The sequence below is a fragment of the Cupriavidus pampae genome (genome assembly GCF_914271485.1).
GTDB classification, from domain to species: domain Bacteria; phylum Pseudomonadota; class Gammaproteobacteria; order Burkholderiales; family Burkholderiaceae; genus Cupriavidus; species Cupriavidus pampae.
The window spans coordinates 217,334-235,591 of sequence record NZ_CAJZAG010000001.1; the positions used below are offsets into that span (position 1 = coordinate 217,334).

General features: G+C 63.3%; 16 protein-coding genes and 5 tRNA genes. 12 read left to right on the forward strand and 9 right to left on the reverse strand.

Features of this window, described 5'->3' with window-relative positions; genetic code table 11:
• The first annotated feature begins 39 nt into the window (after nucleotides 1-39).
• The 4 genes from pgsA to LDO41_RS01080 all read left to right on the forward strand — a co-directional run bounded on the left by pgsA (nucleotide 40) and on the right by LDO41_RS01080 (nucleotide 1,109).
• The gene (gene pgsA / locus LDO41_RS01065; protein ID WP_223980769.1) at nucleotides 40-639 is read left to right on the forward strand and encodes a CDP-diacylglycerol--glycerol-3-phosphate 3-phosphatidyltransferase; all 600 of its coding nucleotides are present in this window, start codon (nucleotides 40-42) and stop codon (nucleotides 637-639) included.
• Between the two features lie 178 nt (nucleotides 640-817).
• Nucleotides 818-893, forward strand: a tRNA-Gly gene (locus LDO41_RS01070).
• A gap of 57 nt (nucleotides 894-950) precedes the next feature.
• Nucleotides 951-1,026: transfer RNA gene (locus LDO41_RS01075), tRNA-Gly, on the forward strand.
• Nucleotides 1,027-1,035: 9 nt separating this feature from the next.
• Nucleotides 1,036-1,109: transfer RNA gene (locus LDO41_RS01080), tRNA-Cys, on the forward strand.
• Nucleotides 1,110-1,213: 104 nt separating this feature from the next.
• Here the strand turns inward: LDO41_RS01080 and LDO41_RS01085 are convergent.
• Entirely contained in the window at nucleotides 1,214-2,131 is a 918-nt protein-coding gene (locus tag LDO41_RS01085; RefSeq protein ID WP_223980770.1) for a LysR family transcriptional regulator, read from the reverse strand.
• A 106-nt stretch (nucleotides 2,132-2,237) separates the two neighbouring features.
• On the opposite strand from LDO41_RS01085, the gene LDO41_RS01090 reads away from it, so the two are divergent.
• Complete coding sequence (locus LDO41_RS01090; protein ID WP_223980772.1) at nucleotides 2,238-3,371, forward strand: YeiH family protein; 1,134 nt, start codon at nucleotides 2,238-2,240, stop codon at nucleotides 3,369-3,371.
• Between the two features lie 56 nt (nucleotides 3,372-3,427).
• Here LDO41_RS01090 and LDO41_RS01095 read toward each other — a convergent pair.
• Nucleotides 3,428-3,514: transfer RNA gene (locus LDO41_RS01095), tRNA-Leu, on the reverse strand.
• A gap of 187 nt (nucleotides 3,515-3,701) precedes the next feature.
• Here LDO41_RS01095 and LDO41_RS01100 point away from each other — a divergent pair.
• The 3 genes from LDO41_RS01100 (at nucleotide 3,702) to LDO41_RS01110 (ending at nucleotide 5,165) form a co-directional block, all read left to right on the forward strand.
• Nucleotides 3,702-4,052: a hypothetical protein gene (locus tag LDO41_RS01100; RefSeq protein WP_223980773.1), complete on the forward strand. Its 351-nt coding sequence runs from the start codon at nucleotides 3,702-3,704 to the stop codon at nucleotides 4,050-4,052.
• 275 nt (nucleotides 4,053-4,327) lie between these two features.
• Nucleotides 4,328-4,597, forward strand: a complete 270-nt coding sequence (locus LDO41_RS01105; protein ID WP_223980775.1) for a hypothetical protein — start codon at nucleotides 4,328-4,330, stop codon at nucleotides 4,595-4,597.
• Nucleotides 4,598-4,757: 160 nt separating this feature from the next.
• Nucleotides 4,758-5,165, forward strand: coding sequence for a GlcG/HbpS family heme-binding protein (locus tag LDO41_RS01110; RefSeq protein ID WP_223980777.1), 408 nt, complete (start codon nucleotides 4,758-4,760; stop codon nucleotides 5,163-5,165).
• Between the two features lie 64 nt (nucleotides 5,166-5,229).
• On the opposite strand, the gene LDO41_RS01115 is transcribed toward LDO41_RS01110, so the two are convergent.
• The 4 genes from LDO41_RS01115 to LDO41_RS01130 all read right to left on the reverse strand — a co-directional run bounded on the left by LDO41_RS01115 (nucleotide 5,230) and on the right by LDO41_RS01130 (nucleotide 7,685).
• Nucleotides 5,230-5,556: a hemin uptake protein HemP gene (locus tag LDO41_RS01115; RefSeq protein WP_223980778.1), complete on the reverse strand. Its 327-nt coding sequence runs from the start codon at nucleotides 5,554-5,556 to the stop codon at nucleotides 5,230-5,232.
• Nucleotides 5,557-5,791: 235 nt separating this feature from the next.
• Nucleotides 5,792-6,205 (reverse strand): ExbD/TolR family protein, encoded by a 414-nt coding sequence (locus LDO41_RS01120; protein WP_223980783.1) that lies wholly within the window; start codon nucleotides 6,203-6,205, stop codon nucleotides 5,792-5,794.
• A 29-nt stretch (nucleotides 6,206-6,234) separates the two neighbouring features.
• Nucleotides 6,235-6,966: a MotA/TolQ/ExbB proton channel family protein gene (locus LDO41_RS01125; RefSeq protein ID WP_223980786.1), complete on the reverse strand. Its 732-nt coding sequence runs from the start codon at nucleotides 6,964-6,966 to the stop codon at nucleotides 6,235-6,237.
• Nucleotides 6,967-7,031: 65 nt separating this feature from the next.
• The gene (locus tag LDO41_RS01130) at nucleotides 7,032-7,685 is read right to left on the reverse strand and encodes an energy transducer TonB (RefSeq protein WP_223980787.1); all 654 of its coding nucleotides are present in this window, start codon (nucleotides 7,683-7,685) and stop codon (nucleotides 7,032-7,034) included.
• A gap of 495 nt (nucleotides 7,686-8,180) precedes the next feature.
• Between LDO41_RS01130 and LDO41_RS01135 the strand changes: the two genes are divergently transcribed.
• On the forward strand, nucleotides 8,181-10,478 hold the full coding sequence (locus tag LDO41_RS01135; RefSeq protein ID WP_223980790.1) for an AAA family ATPase: 2,298 nt from the start codon (nucleotides 8,181-8,183) through the stop codon (nucleotides 10,476-10,478).
• Between the two features lies 1 nt (nucleotide 10,479).
• Here LDO41_RS01135 and murI read toward each other — a convergent pair whose 3' ends face one another.
• The 3 genes from murI to LDO41_RS01150 all read right to left on the reverse strand — a co-directional run bounded on the left by murI (nucleotide 10,480) and on the right by LDO41_RS01150 (nucleotide 13,571).
• Nucleotides 10,480-11,328 (reverse strand): glutamate racemase, encoded by an 849-nt coding sequence (murI, locus tag LDO41_RS01140; protein WP_223980792.1) that lies wholly within the window; start codon nucleotides 11,326-11,328, stop codon nucleotides 10,480-10,482.
• 7 nt (nucleotides 11,329-11,335) lie between these two features.
• On the reverse strand, nucleotides 11,336-12,859 hold the full coding sequence (locus tag LDO41_RS01145) for a fumarate hydratase (protein ID WP_223980793.1): 1,524 nt from the start codon (nucleotides 12,857-12,859) through the stop codon (nucleotides 11,336-11,338).
• Nucleotides 12,860-13,010: 151 nt separating this feature from the next.
• On the reverse strand, nucleotides 13,011-13,571 hold the full coding sequence (locus tag LDO41_RS01150) for a TIGR00645 family protein (protein ID WP_223980794.1): 561 nt from the start codon (nucleotides 13,569-13,571) through the stop codon (nucleotides 13,011-13,013).
• Nucleotides 13,572-13,845: 274 nt separating this feature from the next.
• Here LDO41_RS01150 and acs point away from each other — a divergent pair, with 274 nt between their 5' ends.
• The 3 genes from acs (at nucleotide 13,846) to LDO41_RS01165 (ending at nucleotide 18,142) form a co-directional block, all read left to right on the forward strand.
• On the forward strand, nucleotides 13,846-15,828 hold the full coding sequence (acs, locus tag LDO41_RS01155; protein ID WP_223980795.1) for an acetate--CoA ligase: 1,983 nt from the start codon (nucleotides 13,846-13,848) through the stop codon (nucleotides 15,826-15,828).
• A gap of 123 nt (nucleotides 15,829-15,951) precedes the next feature.
• Nucleotides 15,952-18,003, forward strand: coding sequence for a sodium:solute symporter family protein (locus LDO41_RS01160; protein WP_223980796.1), 2,052 nt, complete (start codon nucleotides 15,952-15,954; stop codon nucleotides 18,001-18,003).
• A gap of 48 nt (nucleotides 18,004-18,051) precedes the next feature.
• A tRNA-Ser gene (locus LDO41_RS01165) sits at nucleotides 18,052-18,142 on the forward strand.
• Nucleotides 18,143-18,258 lie beyond the last annotated feature (116 nt).

Genomic DNA, 18,258 nt, shown 5'->3' on the forward strand with positions numbered 1-18,258 from the left:
ACCTTGACCGAACCGGCACACGCCGTCGCCCTCCGCTCCATGCCACTGAACATTCCCATTCTGCTGACCTGGCTTCGCGTGGCCATGATTCCTCTCGTCGTGGGCGTCTATTACCTGCCGGAGGCGTGGATGCCGATGCCAATGAAGAATGTCACGGCGGCAACGTTCTTCATCATCGCGGCGGTGACCGACTGGCTCGATGGCTTTCTGGCCCGACGCTGGAATCAGACTTCGGCATTCGGTGCGTTTCTCGATCCGGTGGCGGACAAGCTCATGGTGACCGCTGCGTTGCTGTCGCTGCTGGCGCTGGGCCGCGTGGCCGATCTGATCGCGCTGGTGATCATCGGTCGCGAGATCACGATCTCCGCGCTGCGCGAGTGGATGGCGCAGATCGGCGCATCGCGTAGCGTGGCCGTGAATTTCCTCGGCAAGCTGAAGACCATGGTGCAGATGATCGCGATTCCACTGCTGCTGTTCCATGACTCGCTGTTCGGCTTCGATGCATCGGTGCTTGGTGCCTGGATGATCTATGTTGCCGCGGTGCTCACGCTGTGGTCGATGATCTACTACATGAAGCTCGCCTGGCCGCAGATTCGCGAGCGCGCCAATGTCGTGAGTGGGGCACGCACGCAAAAGTAAATTCGATGCAAAAAGTTGTTGACGAGCCGATTCGATATTGCAATAATCTCGTTCTCGCTGCTGACGACGAAAGCGAATCGCGCAAGATTAGCTGGTTTTAGTGTCGTAATGAAGCAAGATGATGCGTAGTTAAAAGGTATTGCGCGATTGTCTGCTTTTCGGTAGTATGCAGGACCCTGCGGGAGTAGCTCAGTTGGTAGAGCGCAACCTTGCCAAGGTTGAGGTCGCGAGTTCGAGCCTCGTCTCCCGCTCCAGGTTTAGTTGTTCGACGGATGGCATACGCTGTCGGGCATGTAGTTAGCAAGTCGTATGCGGGAGTAGCTCAGTTGGTAGAGCGCAACCTTGCCAAGGTTGAGGTCGCGAGTTCGAGCCTCGTCTCCCGCTCCAAATCCCCAAGGCGGGGTGGCAGAGTGGTTATGCAGCGGCCTGCAAAGCCGTGTACGCCGGTTCGATTCCGACCTCCGCCTCCAAGTGTTTGCCGATCGGCGTCGCGAAAGCGACGCCGTTTTGCATTGGTGCTCCGTATTCGCTCGACATTTGCGCTGGGTTTGCGCTGGGTTTGCGCAGTGTTCGCTCAGGTGCCGATCGCCGGCGCTGCGGCACGCAGATACTCGCTGAACGCCAGCAATCCCTGCGTCGGGTATTTATCCTGATGGACCACCAACTGCAGCGGCCGAATGACTTTCGGCAAACCTTCGCGCAGCGGCATCAGCAGACCGCGTTCGATCTCATCACGCACCACGTGCAATGACAGGCAGCTCACGCCGAAGCCGCTCATGACCGCGCGCTTGATGGCTTCCGCATTGCCCAGTTCGAGCGCATAACGCAGGGTGCCAAGCACCGGTACCAGTCGTGACTCGATGATCTCGCGTGTGCCCGAACCCGGTTCGCGCACGATCCAGTCGGCTTCCCGCAGCATGTCGTGCAGGGTCTCCGGCTGCTCCGCACCCATCGCGAGCGGATGCGATGGGCCCACCACCACCACCATTTCATCGTCACACCAATGCACGCTGCGCAGTTCGCGCTCGTGGCTTGTGCCTTCGATCAGACCGATATCGGCTTCGAACTGCAACAGGGACTGCAGCACGTCGCGTGTATTGCCGATGCGCAGGTCGAGCGTGCAGGGCGCCGACTGCGCGTTGCGGAAGCCTGCCAGCAGCGTGGGCAGTAGATAGCTGCCGATGGTGTTGCTGGCGGCGATGCGCAAGGCCACGCCGCTCTGCGCGGCGAAGCGTTCGAGTTCGTGCGCCTGATCGAGCAGCGAGAGTGCGCGTGGAAAGAACTGCCGGCCCGACTCGTTGATGCTGAGGCGCCGCGCCACGCGATCGAACAGGGGGCCGTAGAGCGCGCGCTCGAGTTCGGCGAGCGAGGCGCTGACCGCCGATTGCGACATCGACAGCGCTTCCGCCGCGGCAATCGTGCTGCCGTGCTGGGCCACGGCCACGAACACGGAGAGTTGGCGGAGCGTCAGGCGAAGTGGGCGGTATTCCATGGGATCTATCGATAAATCAGTTAAGACATAACGATATTACCCGTTTTACTGATTGAGAGGCGAACACTACGCTTACGGGCAACGATGCAGATTTCCCCCACCTGCCATGTCCTCGAACCCGATTCCCGCTCCTGCCACATCACACCAATCCACGTCCCCCGCCACGCCCGCCGCGCCAGTCGGGCCGACCTGGGCGATGCGTCTGATCGCGCTGTTGCCACTCGGCGGCATCGCGTGGCTGATGATGACGCTGGCAGAGCATCCGGCGGTGTCGCGCTACGGTCTGAGCGCGCTCACGCTGGCCATGTGCGCCGGCATGGTGGCGGCCAACACGATGCCGCGCCATTGGCTGGCGCCGCTGGGTCCGGGCATGCAGCTTGCGCGCCATCATCTGCTGCGTCTTGGTGTGGCGCTGTATGGTCTGCGGCTGACGTTCGGTGCCATCGCCGCGCTCGGTGCCGCCGGCGTCGTGGTGCCGCTGACAATGCTGGTAGCGACTCTGCTGCTCGGTACCTGGGTCGGGACGACGTGGTTCGGCCTGTCGCGGCGTGAAGCGATTCTCGTGAGCGCGGGCAGCGCGGTGTGCGGTGCGGCGGCGGCCATCGCCGTGTCGTCCGTGGTGCGGACCGATGATCGTCAGACGGCGGTGGCGGTTGCCACCGTGGTGTTGTTCGGCACGGTCGGCATGTTGCTGTATCCGTGGTTGTATGAACTGGCGACACAACACTGGCATCTGGCCATCACGGAACGTGCCTTTGGCATCTTCACTGGCGCGACGCTGCATGAGGTGGCGCAGGTCATCGCATCGGGCAAGATGGTCAGCGATGCGACCGCCGATGCGGCGGTGGTGGCCAAGATGGTGCGCGTGCTCGCACTGGGTCCACTACTGCTGATCATGGCGCTGTGGCCGCAGCGCAGCGAGGGCGGCACCGAGGGTGGCAAGTGCGAGGCGCAGGCACCGCAACGCGACTGGCGTGCGCTGCTGCGCGCGGTGCCATGGTTCGCGCTCGGCTTCGTGGCCGTAATGGCGCTGAACTCGGCGCAGCTGGTGCCGCAGGACTGGAAGACGCCGCTGATCGCGCTCGATAACTGGCTGCTCGCGTGCGCGATGCTCGCGATTGGCCTGCATACGCGTATCGGGGATCTGCTGCGCGCGGGCCGCAAGCCGTTGGGCCTGGCTGCCGTGCTGTTCCTGTTTCTGATGGTGGGCGGTGCGCTGCTTTGCTACGTCGTGATCTGAACCAGGTGATTGAAGACGAGGGGGCGAGGGGGCGAGGGAGGTTGCTGGTGCGAGGATGGTGCGGCCGACGGGGGTCGAACCCGTAAGCCCGTAAGAGCGGCAGATTTTAAGTCTGCTGAGTCTACCAATTTCTCCACGGCCGCATGGCAAGCCCGACATTGTGGTGGCTTAGCCGCGACTCTGCAAGCTCGCGCTGGTTCCCGGACGTTCATCGCGTGCAAGTGACGTCGCTGTTACCGGCGGTAACAATGTAGCGAGTGCGGTTGCACCTGAAAGTTTACCGAGCGCTAAAATACGCCTCATCAAAGCTCACTTTACGAGGCAACGATCATGAAACGCTGGTTCCTTGCAGCATTTGGTGTGGCCGCCGCGCTGGCGTCTGGCGCTGCAATGGCCCGTGTGAACGTGGATCTCGCGATCGGCGTCCCCGGTGTCGTCGTTGGCGGCCCTCCCGCTTACTACCCGCCCGCGCCTGTCTACTACGCCCCGCCTCCGCCGGTCGTGGTGGCGCCTGCTCCCGTCTACTACGGCCCGCCGCCTGTGGTGGTGCGTCCGGCTCCGGTCTACTACGGCCCGGGCTACTATCGGGGCCCCCGTTACTACTACGGCCCTGGCTATGGCGGTGGCTACGGCTATCGCGGCCACGGCGGTTACGGCGGTGGCCATCACCACCATCACTGATTGAAAAATCGGTATCGTGCAAAGAGCCCCTGCGGGGGCTCTTTTGTTTTGGGCGCACGGTTTCTTACGGCACCGCGTCAGTGAATTCTGACATTCGATGAATGAAGATTGCGCGTGTCGGTTCCGGGAAAAATTCGTCGCTCAATTTATTTGATCAGACCGATCAATCACACTGGCTGAGACGGTCAGGGTTTCCACCTACACTGCTTTCGTGACATCGCTGCTGCACTGCAACGATGCCGTGTCACCAACGACAGCACAAAGAGGATTCCCAAATGACTATCAAACGCATCGCTACCGCAGCTGCTTCCGTCGCGCTTCTCGCACTGGGTGCGGCCTCCGCTTCAGCCTTTGCCGCTCCTGTGAATGCCGACAACCTGTTTGCCGCCGCTGGGCGTGTCTCCGCACCCGATCCGTACACCGACGGCGCTCGTATCAGCAATCGCGATGGCTACGTTCCCGATGGCGCTCATGGCCAGGCCGATCCGTTCACCGACGGTTCGCGCGTGACCGATCGTCGCGACTCGTTCACCGACGGCGCCTGAGCACGGTTTCATCCCGATCGGAAAAGCCCGCCATCTGGCGGGCTTTTTTTGTGCGATGTTCGCGAGCGGCGGCACGATCGATGGCGCATTGCCACGGGTACCCCGCACACTGCACGATATACTGCGGCCTCGACCTTGATGACACACCTTAGGAGAGGGTATGCAGCAAAAGACCGTACTGACAGCTGATGACGTGAAGAAGATTGTTGCGGCCGCGGAGGCGGAAGCCAAGCTTCATAGCTGGGCTGTCACGATCGCCGTGGTGGACGATGGCGGCCATCCGCTGGCTCTGCAACGACTCGACGGCGTGGCACCGATCTCGGCATACATCGCCACCGAGAAGGCACGCACGGCCGCAATGGGTCGCCGCGAGTCCAAGATCTACGAAGACATGATCAACAACGGTCGCTACTCGTTTATGACCGCGCCGAACCTGCAAGGCATGCTGGAAGGCGGCGTGCCTATCGTCGTCAATGGCCAGTACGTCGGTGCCGTGGGCGTGTCGGGCGTGAAGTCGACCGAAGACGCGCAGATCGCGCGCGCCGGCATCGCCGCACTCGGCGTCTGAGCTGAAATGAAAAACCCCGCGGACGCAATGTCCGCGGGGTCGTTGTCGCTCGGATCCGGAGCCCTTACTTCGTCAGGATCAACTTCCCATAGCGCGTGATGCGCAGCGTGTAGGTGTCGCCGTTATGCAGGATCGGCAGCGTCGTCGCGCCTTGCATCAGCGATTCCAGCGCCATGGCCGGTGCCGTCGTTTGCGGGGCGGGGGCCACGGTCTCCGCGCGCATCAGCGCTTCCAGGCGGGCGGGCAGGGCGGCAACCGCGGAGCGGACCGAAGCCATGGCCGACGGTGCCTCGCGACGGGGCTGCTGCGGGGCAACCTCCACGCGACGAAGCGACAGACGGCGACGCGAGACTTCTCGCGGTTGCTGCATTGGCAGGCTGAGAGTGCTCATGTTCTTCTCCGCAGATTGATCCCCGAATGGATCCAGTGATCGATTGAAATGGGTCGTTGGGCGCAAGCCTCAGACAGCGAATGGTTGCGCGATGGAATGGATCTTAAATGAGAACCGTTATCATTACAAGCGTGTTCACATGCATTTACACGATTGTTTGATCGCGCACCAGGAAACAAAAAAGGGCATCCATGTGGATGCCCTTTTTCGGGGTGCGAAACCTGCCTGAGCGTGCTCAGCGCTTGGGTTCGGTGATGAAGCCGATCTTGCCCAGGCCACCGTGCTGCGCGGCGGCCATGACTTCCGCCACCGCCTCGTAGCGAACGTCGCGGTCGGCGCGCAGATGCAGTTCCGGCTGCGGTTCCATTTGCGCAGCCTGCGCGATGTTGGCTTCCAGCGTGGGCTGATCCACCTCCTGCTGGTTCCAGTAGACCTTGCCGGCCGCATCGACCACCACGTTGATGTTCTGTGGCTTGGTGTCGTTGGGCTGGTTGGTCGCGCGCGGGAGGTCGATCTTCACCGCGTGGTTGATCACGGGAATCGTGATGATGAAGATGATCAGCAGCACCAGCATGACGTCGACCAGCGGCGTCATGTTGATCTCGCTCATCACTTCGTCATCGTCCCCGTCGAGCGTGCCGAATGCCATGATGTATTCCTTGTAGCTGGCCGTGCGGCTCAGTTCTTGACCGCGAGGCGCACCGCAGCGTCGTCAGCGGTGGCACCGCGCGTGTTCAGACGCAGGCGAGCACCGGTGATGAAGTAGGCGTGCAGATCGTGGGCGAAGCGGTTGAGCTTCGAGATCACCGACTTGTTGCCGCGCGACAGCGCGTTATAGCCGAGCACGGCGGGAATCGCCACGGCCAGACCAAACGCGGTCATGATCAGCGCTTCGCCCACCGGGCCGGCTACCTTGTCGATGGTCGGCACGCCCGACGCGCCAATATTGATCAGCGCGTGGTAGATGCCCCACACCGTGCCGAACAGGCCGACGAACGGTGCGGTGGAGCCTACCGAGGCCAGCACGGCCAGGCCCGACTGCATGCGTGACACGGCCTCGTCGATCGAGCTCTTGAGCGAGCGCGTCAGCCAGTCCGAGATGTCCATGGCGTCGTGCAGCTGCGGCTGGCTGGCGCGGTGATGTTGCGCGGCTTCCTTGCCGGTCAACGCGAGCATGCGGAACGGATTGCTGTCGTTCGAGCCGAGCGTTTCCAGCGCGTGATCGAATTCGTCCGAGTGCCAGAAGTGCTTCTCGGCGCCGTGCGCCATCTTCTTGAGGCGGAACAGATCCCACGCCTTCGTGAGAATCACGATCCAGGACAAGAGGGACATGACGAGCAGAATGAGGGCGGTTGCACGCATGACGAAATCGCCTTGCGTCCAGAGGTGAGAGAGTCCGATTTCCTGCATGGTTGATCCTGATAAGTCTGTGTTTGAGGTTCAGGGGGTGCCGGGCACTTGCTTCAATCCGACACTTACTTCAATTCGAAATTGATCGGCTGGACCGCGGTGACCGAGATCGGCCGGCCATTGTCCATATAGGGCTGGCAGCGCATGCGCCGCACCGCTTCGAGAGCCGCTTCGTCCAGGCGCGACGAACCGCTCGACTGCGTGATGTTCGACTTGGAGATGCGGCCACCTTCGTCGATCGTCAGGCGAATCATCGTCGTGCCGGTTTCGTTGAGGCGAATCGACTGACGCGGATAGGTCGGTGCCGGCTGCGAGCATTGCACCTCGCCAATACCGATCGCGCGCGGGGCGGCGCTGACCGGCGCGGGCGCAGGGGCGGGCTCGGGTGCGGGCGGGGCCGGCGGTGCGGGCGGTGCCTCGATCGCGTTCGGCGACGGGGGCAGCGACGGCACGGGCTCCAGCGTCGGCTTTGGCGGTTGCGGCGTCGGGCGCGGCGTCACCACCTTCACCTGCTTCGGCGGCGTTTCAGGCTTGGCCTTCGGCGGCTCCGGGGCGGGCGGCGCCTTCGGCGGCTCCATCGGGATGATATGCGCGATGATTTCCGGCGCGATGATCGCTTCTGTCAGTTTGCGGCCGAGACCGCTCTGAATCAGATACAGCAGCCCCGCGTGGAATAGCAGAACAGCAACGGTGATCTTGAGAAAACGTTGATCGAACATGTGAAGGGCAACACAGGGGTGCCGTGTGTATCCATCGCGTCAGTGTTACTTGCGATAGAACAGGATCAGCGAGATGCCACAACCAACCAGCAGGCTAAGCAGCAGTTCCATGATAACGCTCCAAAAAGACTTCAGAGAGGCGCTTCGAAAAGACACTCCGTAAAAAACGGGAATCCCAAGGGGAAGAGCCACTCTGGGGCGGCGTTATCAGCGCGATAGTATAAACGCAAATGATTCTTATTTGTTGCACATTGTGCAATGCACCCGGCACATCATTCCGACAGCATCGTGCGTGGCCGATTCTTCAGGGCCAGCCACGTACCGTAGACGGCAAACGTCCGTGCGACGCGCCTCGCACGGGTTCTCGCGAATGCCACGCAAACTGGAAAGCGCGCTAGGATTAACAGACTGCGAGAAAACACCGCGAACGTAACCGGGGCGGGCAGGCGCGCTGCGCTGTGGTCCGCCGGCCGCCCCCGAGCGAAGGGAACTGGCATGGACTTCACACGCTTCGCCGAAGACGATCGCTCCACGCTGCTCCGTCCCGGGACGAGCGCGTCGAGTTCCGCGCTCGACTGGATGTGCGCGCAGTTCGCGCTGCGCGTGGTCTGCACACTGGGCCCGCGCTTCAACCTGCGCAGCAACATCAACGACGTGCTGACCGTGAGCGCGCAGGAAATGGTGTGGCCGTACGGCGTGGTCCTGCGCGTCCAGCGCTTCCTGGCCGCGCGCTGCGCCGACATGCCATCGTGGAAGGGCGCGTCGCGCCTGACGCCCGAAGAATTCCTCGACCGCCATGGTCAATGGAACAGCGCGTTCGACGAAAGCGCGTTGTTCTACTACCTCGACGAATACGTGAAGCACCACGCGAAGGACATGTTCGCGGTGTTCGACGCGTCCGCGGCATCGATCGCCGGGCGGCTGCAGGGCGAGCGCGTGTTGCTGGTCCGCAATATCGACATGCTGAGCCACGTGCTGAACCTGCCCGAGCACGAGCGCAAGCTGCTGCTCTACGCCGCGCTGGCCAAATACAAACGCGATCTGCGCGCGGTGATGGTTGACTGCAAGGTGGCGCACAGTCAGGAGGCGTTCCAGATTCTGGCGGGGCTGACCGGCGCCAGCGCCGCGGACGTGGCGATGTCGTTGCGGCCCGGCTCGCGGCTGGAGACGCTGAACCTGATCGAGCAGCCGCTGCCCGAGAACAGCGTGACCGACCTCGGCGACCTGATGCGTTTGTCCGACCGCCTGCTGCACGTGTTGCTGGGCAACTATGCGACCGAAGCCGAGATGATGGCGGTGTTCACGCGGCCGGCGGCGGCGCCGACGCTGGGCACCGGCGACTATCCGCACGTGGAGACCGATGCGCGCTATCTGTCCGCGCTGCTCGGCAATGCCACGCGGCAGAATGCCGCGGGCGTCAACGTGCTGATCTACGGGCCACCCGGAACCGGCAAGACCGAGTTTGCGCGGTTGATCGCGCGCGAGGCCGGGTGCGAGCTGTACGAGGTGGATTGCCTCGATCGTGACGGCAACAGCCTGTCGGGGCGCGACCGCTATCGTTCGCTACAGGTTTCTCAGGCCTTCCTGCGAGGGCGGCCGCGCACCGCGCTGTTGTTCGACGAGGTGGAGGACGTGTTTCCGGGCAGCGCGCGCGAACTGATGAGTCTGTTCGGTCAGGAGGACACGCGGGCATCGGTCAACGGCAAGGCGTGGGTCAACCAGACGCTCGAGCAGAATCCGGTGCCGGTGATCTGGATCTCGAACTCGATCCGGCAGATCGACCCGGCCTATCTGCGGCGCTTCCAGTTTCATCTGGAACTCAAGATTCCGCCGCCGCTGGTGCGCGAGAACATCATCCGCAAACACCTTGGCGCGCTCGACGTGAGCGATGCGTTCATCGCCACGCTGGCCGCGCGCAAGACGCTGACGCCAGCGCAGGTGCAATCGGCGGCGCGCTTTGTCGAGCTCGCGCGGCCCAGCGTGGAGGAGCCGACCGAGGCGTTGATCCTGCGGCAGCTCGAGCATGCCGATCGTGCAATGGGCATGCGGCCGGAAGCCGAGGCGCGCCCGGTGGTGACCCACTACCGGCTCGACAACCTGCACCTCGAGACGCGCTTTGCGGTGGACAAGATCATTCAGGCGCTGGGCGCGCGTCAGCGCGGCACGCTGTGCTTCTATGGGCCGCCGGGCACCGGCAAGACCGCGTTGGCCGAACATATCGCGAGCGCGCTCGACCTGCCGCTGATGATTCGCCGCGCCTCGGACCTGATGAGCAAGTACGTCGGCGAGACCGAGCAGCAGATCGCCGCGATGTTCGCGCGCGCGGAGGAAGATGGCGCGGTGCTGCTGCTCGACGAAGCCGACAGCTTTATGCAGAGCCGCCAGCGTGCGGTGCGCAATTACGAGGTGTCGGAGGTCAACGAGATGCTGCAGGGCATGGAGCGTTTCAACGGCATCTTCATCTGCACCACAAATCTGTTCGATCGCATCGACGAGGCCGCGTTGCGCCGCTTCTCGTTCAAGATCCGCTTTCTGGCACTGGAGCCCGCGCAGCGCGTGCGGATGTTCGTCGAGGAGGCGCTCGAGGGCGACGAGGCGGGGCTGACCGATGCGATTCGCGCCGAGTTGCAGTCGATGGACTGTCTGACGCCGGGCGACTTTGCCACGGTCAAGCGGCAGGTGGCGGTGCTGGGCGAGGCGCTGACCGCCGATGAGTTTCTGGCGCAGCTACGGCAGGAGCATGCGGTCAAGCCGGAGGTGCGGCAACATCGGCCGCTGGGCTTTACGCAGTAGTTTACGCAGCAGGGCGGTCGGTCCCGATCACCACGGTTTCGGCCTCGGCATCGACGCCGAGCAGTGCCGCGGCCATCGAACGCAGGTGCGCGGCATCGCGCGTGGACACATAGCGATCGCGCGGCGCGGCATCGGGTGCCGCGGCCAGATCGAACTCGGCGAGCTTGCGCGCGAGCTGGCGTGCGATGGCCACGCCGGTATCGACGATGGCGAGACGCTCGCCAACCATCTCGCGGATAGTCCGCGTCAGGAACGGGTAGTGCGTGCAGCCGAGCACCAGCGTATCGGCGCCGGCGTCGAGCATGGGCGCGAGCAGCGTTTGCAGGCGCGCTCGCATGTCGGGGCTGGAGATATCGCCTTGTTCGATCAGCGGTACGAGGCCGAGGCCTGCTTCGCATACGAAGCGGCTGTCCTGCTGCAATGACGTGAGCAGGCGGTTGAATTTGTCGCTCTTGAGCGTGCTGGCGGTGGCCAGTACGCCGACCACCTTGCTATGACTGGCCGCGGCCGCGGGTTTGAGGCCCGGTTCCACGCCGATGACCGGCAGTGTGGGGAAGCGCGCGCGCACTGCCTGCACCGCATGCATGGTCGCGGTATTGCAGGCGATGACCAATGCCTTGCAGCCTTGCGCGATCAGCCAGTCGCACGCTTGCAGCGTGCGCGCTTCGACGAATGATTCGGGTTTTTCGCCGTAGGGCGCGTGGCGCGAGTCGGCGACATATAGCAACGATTCGTGCGGCAGCAGCGCGCGGATCTCTCGCAGCACGGAGAGGCCGCCGAGGCCGGAATCGAAGACGCCGATCGGGGAGGACCCTCTCCCGGCGGGAGAGGGTTCAAGCGGAGAGGTCAAGCAGCTATCAGGCGGTGGCGACGGGGATCTTGCCGATCTTGGCCTGCCATTCCGCGGGGCCGGTCTTGTGGACCGACGTACCGGTGCTGTCCACGGCGACGGTCACGGGCATGTCCTTGACGTCGAACTCGTAGATGGCTTCCATGCCGAGATCTTCGAAGGCCAGTACCTTGGCGCCACGAATCGCCTTCGACACCAGGTAGGCGGCGCCGCCCACGGCCATCAGGTAGGCCGACTTGTGCTTCTTGATCGCTTCGATGGCCACCGGGCCGCGCTCGGCCTTGCCGATCATCGAGATCAGGCCGGTTTCCGCCAGCATGGTCTCGGTGAACTTGTCCATGCGCGTGGCGGTGGTGGGGCCAGCCGGGCCGACCACTTCGTCGCGCACCGGATCCACGGGGCCGACGTAGTAGATCACGCGGTTGGTGAAGTCGATGGGCAGCTTCTCGCCCTTGGCCAGCATGTCGGCGATGCGCTTGTGCGCGGCGTCACGGCCGGTCAGCATCTTGCCGTTCAGCAGCAGCGTCTGGCCCGGCTTCCACGAGGCGACTTCCTCGGGCGTGAGCGTGTTCAGGTCGACGCGCTTCGAGGTTTCGGTGTCCGGTGCCCATTCCACCTTCGGCCAGGCCGACAGGTCCGGTGCTTCCAGCTGGGCCGGGCCGCTGCCGTCAAGCGTGAAATGCACGTGGCGCGTGGCGGCGCAGTTCGGGATCATCGCCACCGGCTTGGAAGCCGCGTGGGTCGGATAGCCCATGATCTTGACGTCGAGCACGGTGGCGAGGCCGCCCAGGCCCTGCGCGCCGATACCGAGCGCGTTGACCTTCTCGAACAGCTCGATACGCATCTCTTCGATCCAGTCCTTCGGACCGCGCGCGATCAGGTCCTGGATGTCGATCGACTCCATCAGCGATTCCTTGGCCATGACCATGGCCTTCTCGGCGGTGCCGCCGATGCCGATGCCCAGCATGCCGGGCGGGCACCAGCCGGCGCCCATCGTCGGCACGGTCTTGAGGACCCAGTCAACGATCGAGTCCGACGGATTCAGCATCACGAACTTGGACTTGTTCTCCGAGCCGCCGCCCTTGGCCGCGACCTGGATATCCACGGTGTTGCCGGGGACCACTTCGTAGTGGATCACGGCCGGGGTGTTGTCCTTGGTGTTCTTGCGACCACCTTCGGGCGGGTTCACGATCGATGCGCGCAGCACGTTGTCGGGGTGCGTGTAACCGCGACGCACGCCTTCGTTGATCATGTCCGTCAGGCCCATGGTGGCGCCGTCCCAGCGCACGTCCATCCCCACCTTGACGAAGATCGTGACGATGCCGGTGTCCTGGCACAGCGGGCGCTTGCCCTCGGCGCACATGCGGCTGTTGGTCAGGATCTGCGCGATCGCATCCTTTGCGGCCGGACTCTGCTCCAGCTCATAGGCGCGGCCCAGGCTGGTGATGTAGTCCATCGGATGGTAATAGCTGATGTACTGCAGGGAATCGGCGACGCTCTGGATGAGGTCTTCTTGCTTGATGACTGTCATTTTATGGGGAGGGGCTGCGGGGAAACACAGCCCGGGATGATACACCGAGCGCGGCCCGGCTGCCCGGTTGCATACACGCGTAGACAGTGCCAGGGTCGCCCCGATGTGGGCTCGGGGCGACATCGGGCGGCGATGGGCCGCCCGGCGGGTGTCAGTGGTCGGCGGTGGCGGGCGTGGCTGGGGTGCCGGCCGCGTCGTGGGGCATTGCCGGGTGCGACGTCATGCGGTCCACCCACGCCATGGCGACGGCGGAGAACAGGAACGCCACGTGGATGATGACCTGCCACATGATCGTATGGGTCGTGCGCTGTTCGGCGTCGATGAACGTCTTGAGCAGGTGGATCGACGAGATACCGATCAGCGCCATCGACAGCTTGACCTTGAGCACGCCCGCGTTGACGTGGTCGAGCCATTCCGGCTCATCGGGATGGTTGTCGATGCCGAGGCGTGAAACGAAGGTCTCGTAACCGCCGACGATCACCATGATCAGCAGGTTGGAGATCATCACGACGTCGATCAGCCCGAGCACGACCAGCATGATCTTGGCCTCATCGAAGCTGCTCGCGTGCGAGACCAGATGCCAGACCTCGATCAGGAAGTGATAGACGTAGACGCCCTGCGCGACGATCAGGCCGAGATACAGCGGCAGTTGCAGCCAGCGCGAGGCGAAGATGATGCTGGGGATCGGACGCAGCCGAGGAGTGTGGGCCATTGTGAAAACGGGAGTTGGATGGCAGACATTCAGAGCGGCGTCGATTGTACCGTCTGATGCTCGTTTTCCCTATCGTTAATCCGAGCGCAATGTCGTGACGCCGAGGCTATCGTTTGTGATGGGAGGCTGTGCTAGCCTAATGGCGACAACTGCACATGCGCGCGCGGCCAGGGTTCCAGCATCAGGTGGAACAGTCAGGACAGTCAGGTTTAAGTAAGCCGCCGGGCGTACCTTGCAGCCAAAAGCATTCCATCCAGAACCAGGAGACAACCTCATGTCCGCCATCGAGTCGGTGATGCAGGAGCATCGCGTATTCAATCCGCCGGAGTCGTTTGCCAAGACCGCCGCGATTCCCAGCATGGAGGCCTACCAGGCGCTGTGCGACGAGGCCGCGAAAGACTACGAGGGTTTCTGGGCACGTCACGCGCGCGAATTGCTGCACTGGCACAAGCCGTTTACGAAGGTGCTCGACGAGAGCAACGCGCCGTTCTACAAGTGGTTCGAGGATGGGCAGATCAATGCCTCGTACAACTGCCTCGAGCGCAATATCGAGAAGGGCAAGGGCGACAAGATCGCCATCGTGTTCGAGGCCGACGACGGTACCGTCTCGCGCGTGAGCTACAACGAGCTGCTGGCGCGCGTCAGTCGCTTCGCCAATGGCCTGAAGGCGCTCGGCATCAAGAAGGGCGATCGCGTCGTAATTTACATGCCGATGTCGGTCGAGGGCGTGGTGGCCATGCAGGCCTGCGCGCGCATCGGCGCCACGCATTCGGTGGTATTCGGCGGGTTCTCGGCGAAGTCCCTGCAGGAACGTCTGGTGGATGTGGGCGCGGTGGCGCTGATCACCGCCGACGAGCAGATGCGCGGCGGCAAGGCGCTGCCGCTCAAGGCGATTGCCGACGAAGCGCTCGCGCTCGGTGGCTGCGAGGCCGTGAAGCATGTGGTGGTGTATCGCCGCACCGGTGGCAAGGTGGGCTGGACCGAAGGCCGCGATCGCTGGATGGAAGACGTGGCAGCGGGTCAGCCCGATACGTGCGCGCCGGAACCGGTGGACGCCGAGCATCCGCTGTTCGTGCTGTACACGTCGGGGTCCACCGGCAAGCCGAAGGGCGTGCAGCACAGCACGGGCGGCTATCTGCTGTGGGCGCTGATGACGATGAACTGGACGTTCGACATCAAGCCCGACGACCTGTTCTGGTGTACCGCGGACATCGGCTGGGTGACCGGCCATACCTACATTGCGTATGGCCCGCTGGCGGCCGGCGCGACGCAGATCGTGTTCGAGGGTGTGCCGACGTTCCCGAATGCTGGACGTTTCTGGGACATGATCCAGCGTCACAAGGTATCGATCTTCTACACCGCGCCGACCGCGATCCGCTCGCTGATCAAGGCCGCGGAAGCCGACGAGAAGGTACATCCGCGCCAGTACGACCTGTCGAGCCTGCGCCTGCTCGGTACGGTGGGCGAGCCGATCAATCCCGAAGCATGGATGTGGTACTACAAGAATATTGGCGGCGAGCGTTGTCCGGTCGTCGATACGTTCTGGCAGACCGAGACCGGCGGGCACATGATCACGCCGTTGCCGGGCGCCACGCCGCTGGTGCCGGGTTCGTGCACGCTGCCGCTGCCGGGCATCATGGCGGCGATCGTCGATGAGACCGGGCAGGATGTGGCAAACGGCAGTGGTGGCATTCTGGTCGTCAAGCGTCCGTGGCCGTCGATGATCCGCACGATCTGGGGCGATCCGGAGCGCTTCAAGAAGAGCTACTTCCCCGAAGAACTCGGCGGCAAGCTGTACCTCGCCGGCGATGGCTCGATTCGCGACAAGGAGACTGGCTACTTCACGATCATGGGCCGCATCGATGACGTGCTGAACGTGTCGGGGCACCGCATGGGCACGATGGAGATCGAGTCCGCGCTGGTGGCCAACCCGATCGTGGCCGAAGCCGCGGTGGTCGGGCGTCCCGACGATATGACCGGCGAGGCGATCTGCGCGTTCGTGGTGTTGAAGCGCTCGCGTCCGACGGGCGACGAGGCCGTGAAGATTGCCGCGGAGCTGCGTAATTGGGTGGGCAAGGAGATCGGCCCGATCGCCAAGCCGAAGGACATCCGCTTTGGCGACAATCTGCCCAAAACGCGTTCGGGCAAGATCATGCGCCGTCTGCTGAGGTCGCTGGCCAAGAACGAAGAGATCACGCAGGACACGTCCACGCTCGAGAATCCGGCGATTCTCGATCAGCTGAAGCAGGCGCAGTAAGTCCGCAATAAGTCCTCTCTGCGTGCAATGCGCCAATGCGCGCCATGCGCCCCTCTGCCGCGATGCGGGAGAGGGGCGTTTTCCTGCTTGCCGAATATCGCCTAAGCCTCATGCGCATTGCCTATGTCTGATCTCCAGTCGCGATTCCGCCGTCGGCTGTTGCTCTACTACAGCCTCTTCACGCTAGGGCTGCTCGGCTTCGTCGCGATGATGGGCCTGCTCGAGCATTCCAACGCCGATGCGTTGTGGCTCGGCTATGTGTTCCTGTTCGTCACGATCGCGATCTATGCGTGCATCGGGCTGATCTGCCGGACTTCCGACCTCAACGAGTACTACGTCGCGGGACGGCGTGTGCCCGCGATGTTCAACGGCATGGCGATTGCCGCGGACTGGATGAGCGCGGCGTCGTTTATCGGGCTGGCGGGCATTCTGTTCGCATCGGGCTATGAAGGGCTTGCCTATGTGATGGGCTGGACCGGCGGCTATTGCCTGGTTGCGTTCCTGCTGGCGCCATACCTGCGCAAATACGGCGGCTATACGATTCCCGATTTTCTGGCGGCGCGTTATGGCAATGGCAAACCGGGCGGAAATATGCCCGTGCGCGCGATTGCGGTGCTGGCCGCGTCACTGTGTTCGTTCGTCTATCTGGTGGCGCAGATTCAGGGTGTGGGGCTGATCGTCACGCGCTTTATCGGCGTGGAGTTTGCGGTGGGCGTGTTCTTCGGGCTCGCGGGCATTCTGGTCTGCTCGTTTCTCGGCGGCATGCGCGCGGTGACGTGGACGCAGGTGGCGCAGTACATCATGCTCATTGTGGCGTTTCTGCTGACGGTGTCGCTGATCGCCTGGAAGCATCATGGCGAGGTGCTGCCGCAGGTCAGTTATGGCTCGCTGTTGAGCCAATTGGACAAGCAGGAGCAGGAGCTACGACAGGCGCCGGCCGAGAATCAGGTGCGCGAGATTTTCCGGCGGCAGGCGGGGGCGCTCGACGAGCGCATCGCGCGGCTGCCGCAGTCGTTCTTCGAGGACCGCGCGGCGCTCGATGCGCGTTTGCTGGAATTGCGCGAGCGTAATGCGCCGCTGCGCGAGATCAAGACCGTGGAGCGCGAGCGCGCGACTTTTCCGGTTGATGCGGCCGATGCGCTCCAGCAATGGACGCTGCAGCGCGACGAGGCGCTGGCACGCAGTCAACCGGCCACGTCGTCGACCGAACCGTATCCGGCGGCCACCGAGGAGGAGCGTCAGAGCAAGCGATTGAATTTTGTGCTGTTGGTGTTCTGTCTGATGCTGGGCACCGCGAGCCTGCCGCATATCTTGACGCGACTCTATACGACGCCGTCGGTGCGCGAGAGTCGTAACTCGGTGGCGTGGGCGGTGTTCTTTATCGCACTGCTCTATGTCTCCGCGCCGACGCTTGCGGCGCTGGTCAAGTACGAGTTCTTCCACCATCTGGTTGGCACGTCGTATGGCGATTTGCCGCAATGGGTGGTGCAGTGGCGCAAGGTCGATCCACCGGTGTTCGGCATCAAGGATGTGAACGGCGATGGCATCGTGCAGTGGGCCGAGGTGCTGATCCAGCCCGACATGATCGTGCTGGCGGCGCCGGAGATTGCGGGGCTGCCGTACGTGATCTCGGGTTTGATCGCGGCGGGGGCGCTGGCGGCGGCGCTGTCTACCGCGGATGGTCTGCTGCTGACGATCGCCAATGCGCTGTCGCACGATGTCTACTATCACATGGTCGACCGGCAGGCGAGCCATCAGCGGCGCGTGACCACGGCCAAGATCGTGCTGCTGGGGGTGGCGTTGTTCGCGTCGTACGTGACATCGCTGCGGCCGGGCAATATCCTGTTCCTGGTAGGCGCGGCATTCTCGCTGGCGGCGTCGAGCTTCTTCCCGGTGCTGGTGCTGGCGATCTTCTGGCGCCGCACCACGGCGGCGGGAGCGGTGGCCGGCATGGCCACGGGGCTGGCGGTCGCGGTCTATTACATCTTCGTCAACTATCCGTTCTTTACGCGCATTACGGGCATCTTCGGCAACCGCTGGTTCGGCGTGGACCCGATTGCATCAGGTGCTTTCGGCGTGCCAGCGGGGTTTGCGGCGGCGATCATTGTGAGCTTGATTACGCCACGGAATGCGCCGGTGATCGACCGGCTGGTGAGTTATCTGCGGCGGGGGTAGGGCGGCTCTGGACAAGCCATGCGGCTCTGCTATAATCGCCGACTTCCCGGAGAGATGGATGAGTGGTTGAAGTCGCACGCCTGGAAAGCGTGTATAGGTTAATAGCCTATCAGGGGTTCGAATCCCCTTCTCTCCGCCAAGAACATGTATCAAAGCAATGCGAAGCCGTCCATCTGGACGGCTTTTTTATTTTTGGTTCCATTGTTCCGATGTTCTGTAAGGCGTTGTGCGGGGGGGCAATGGCGAGGAGGAAAC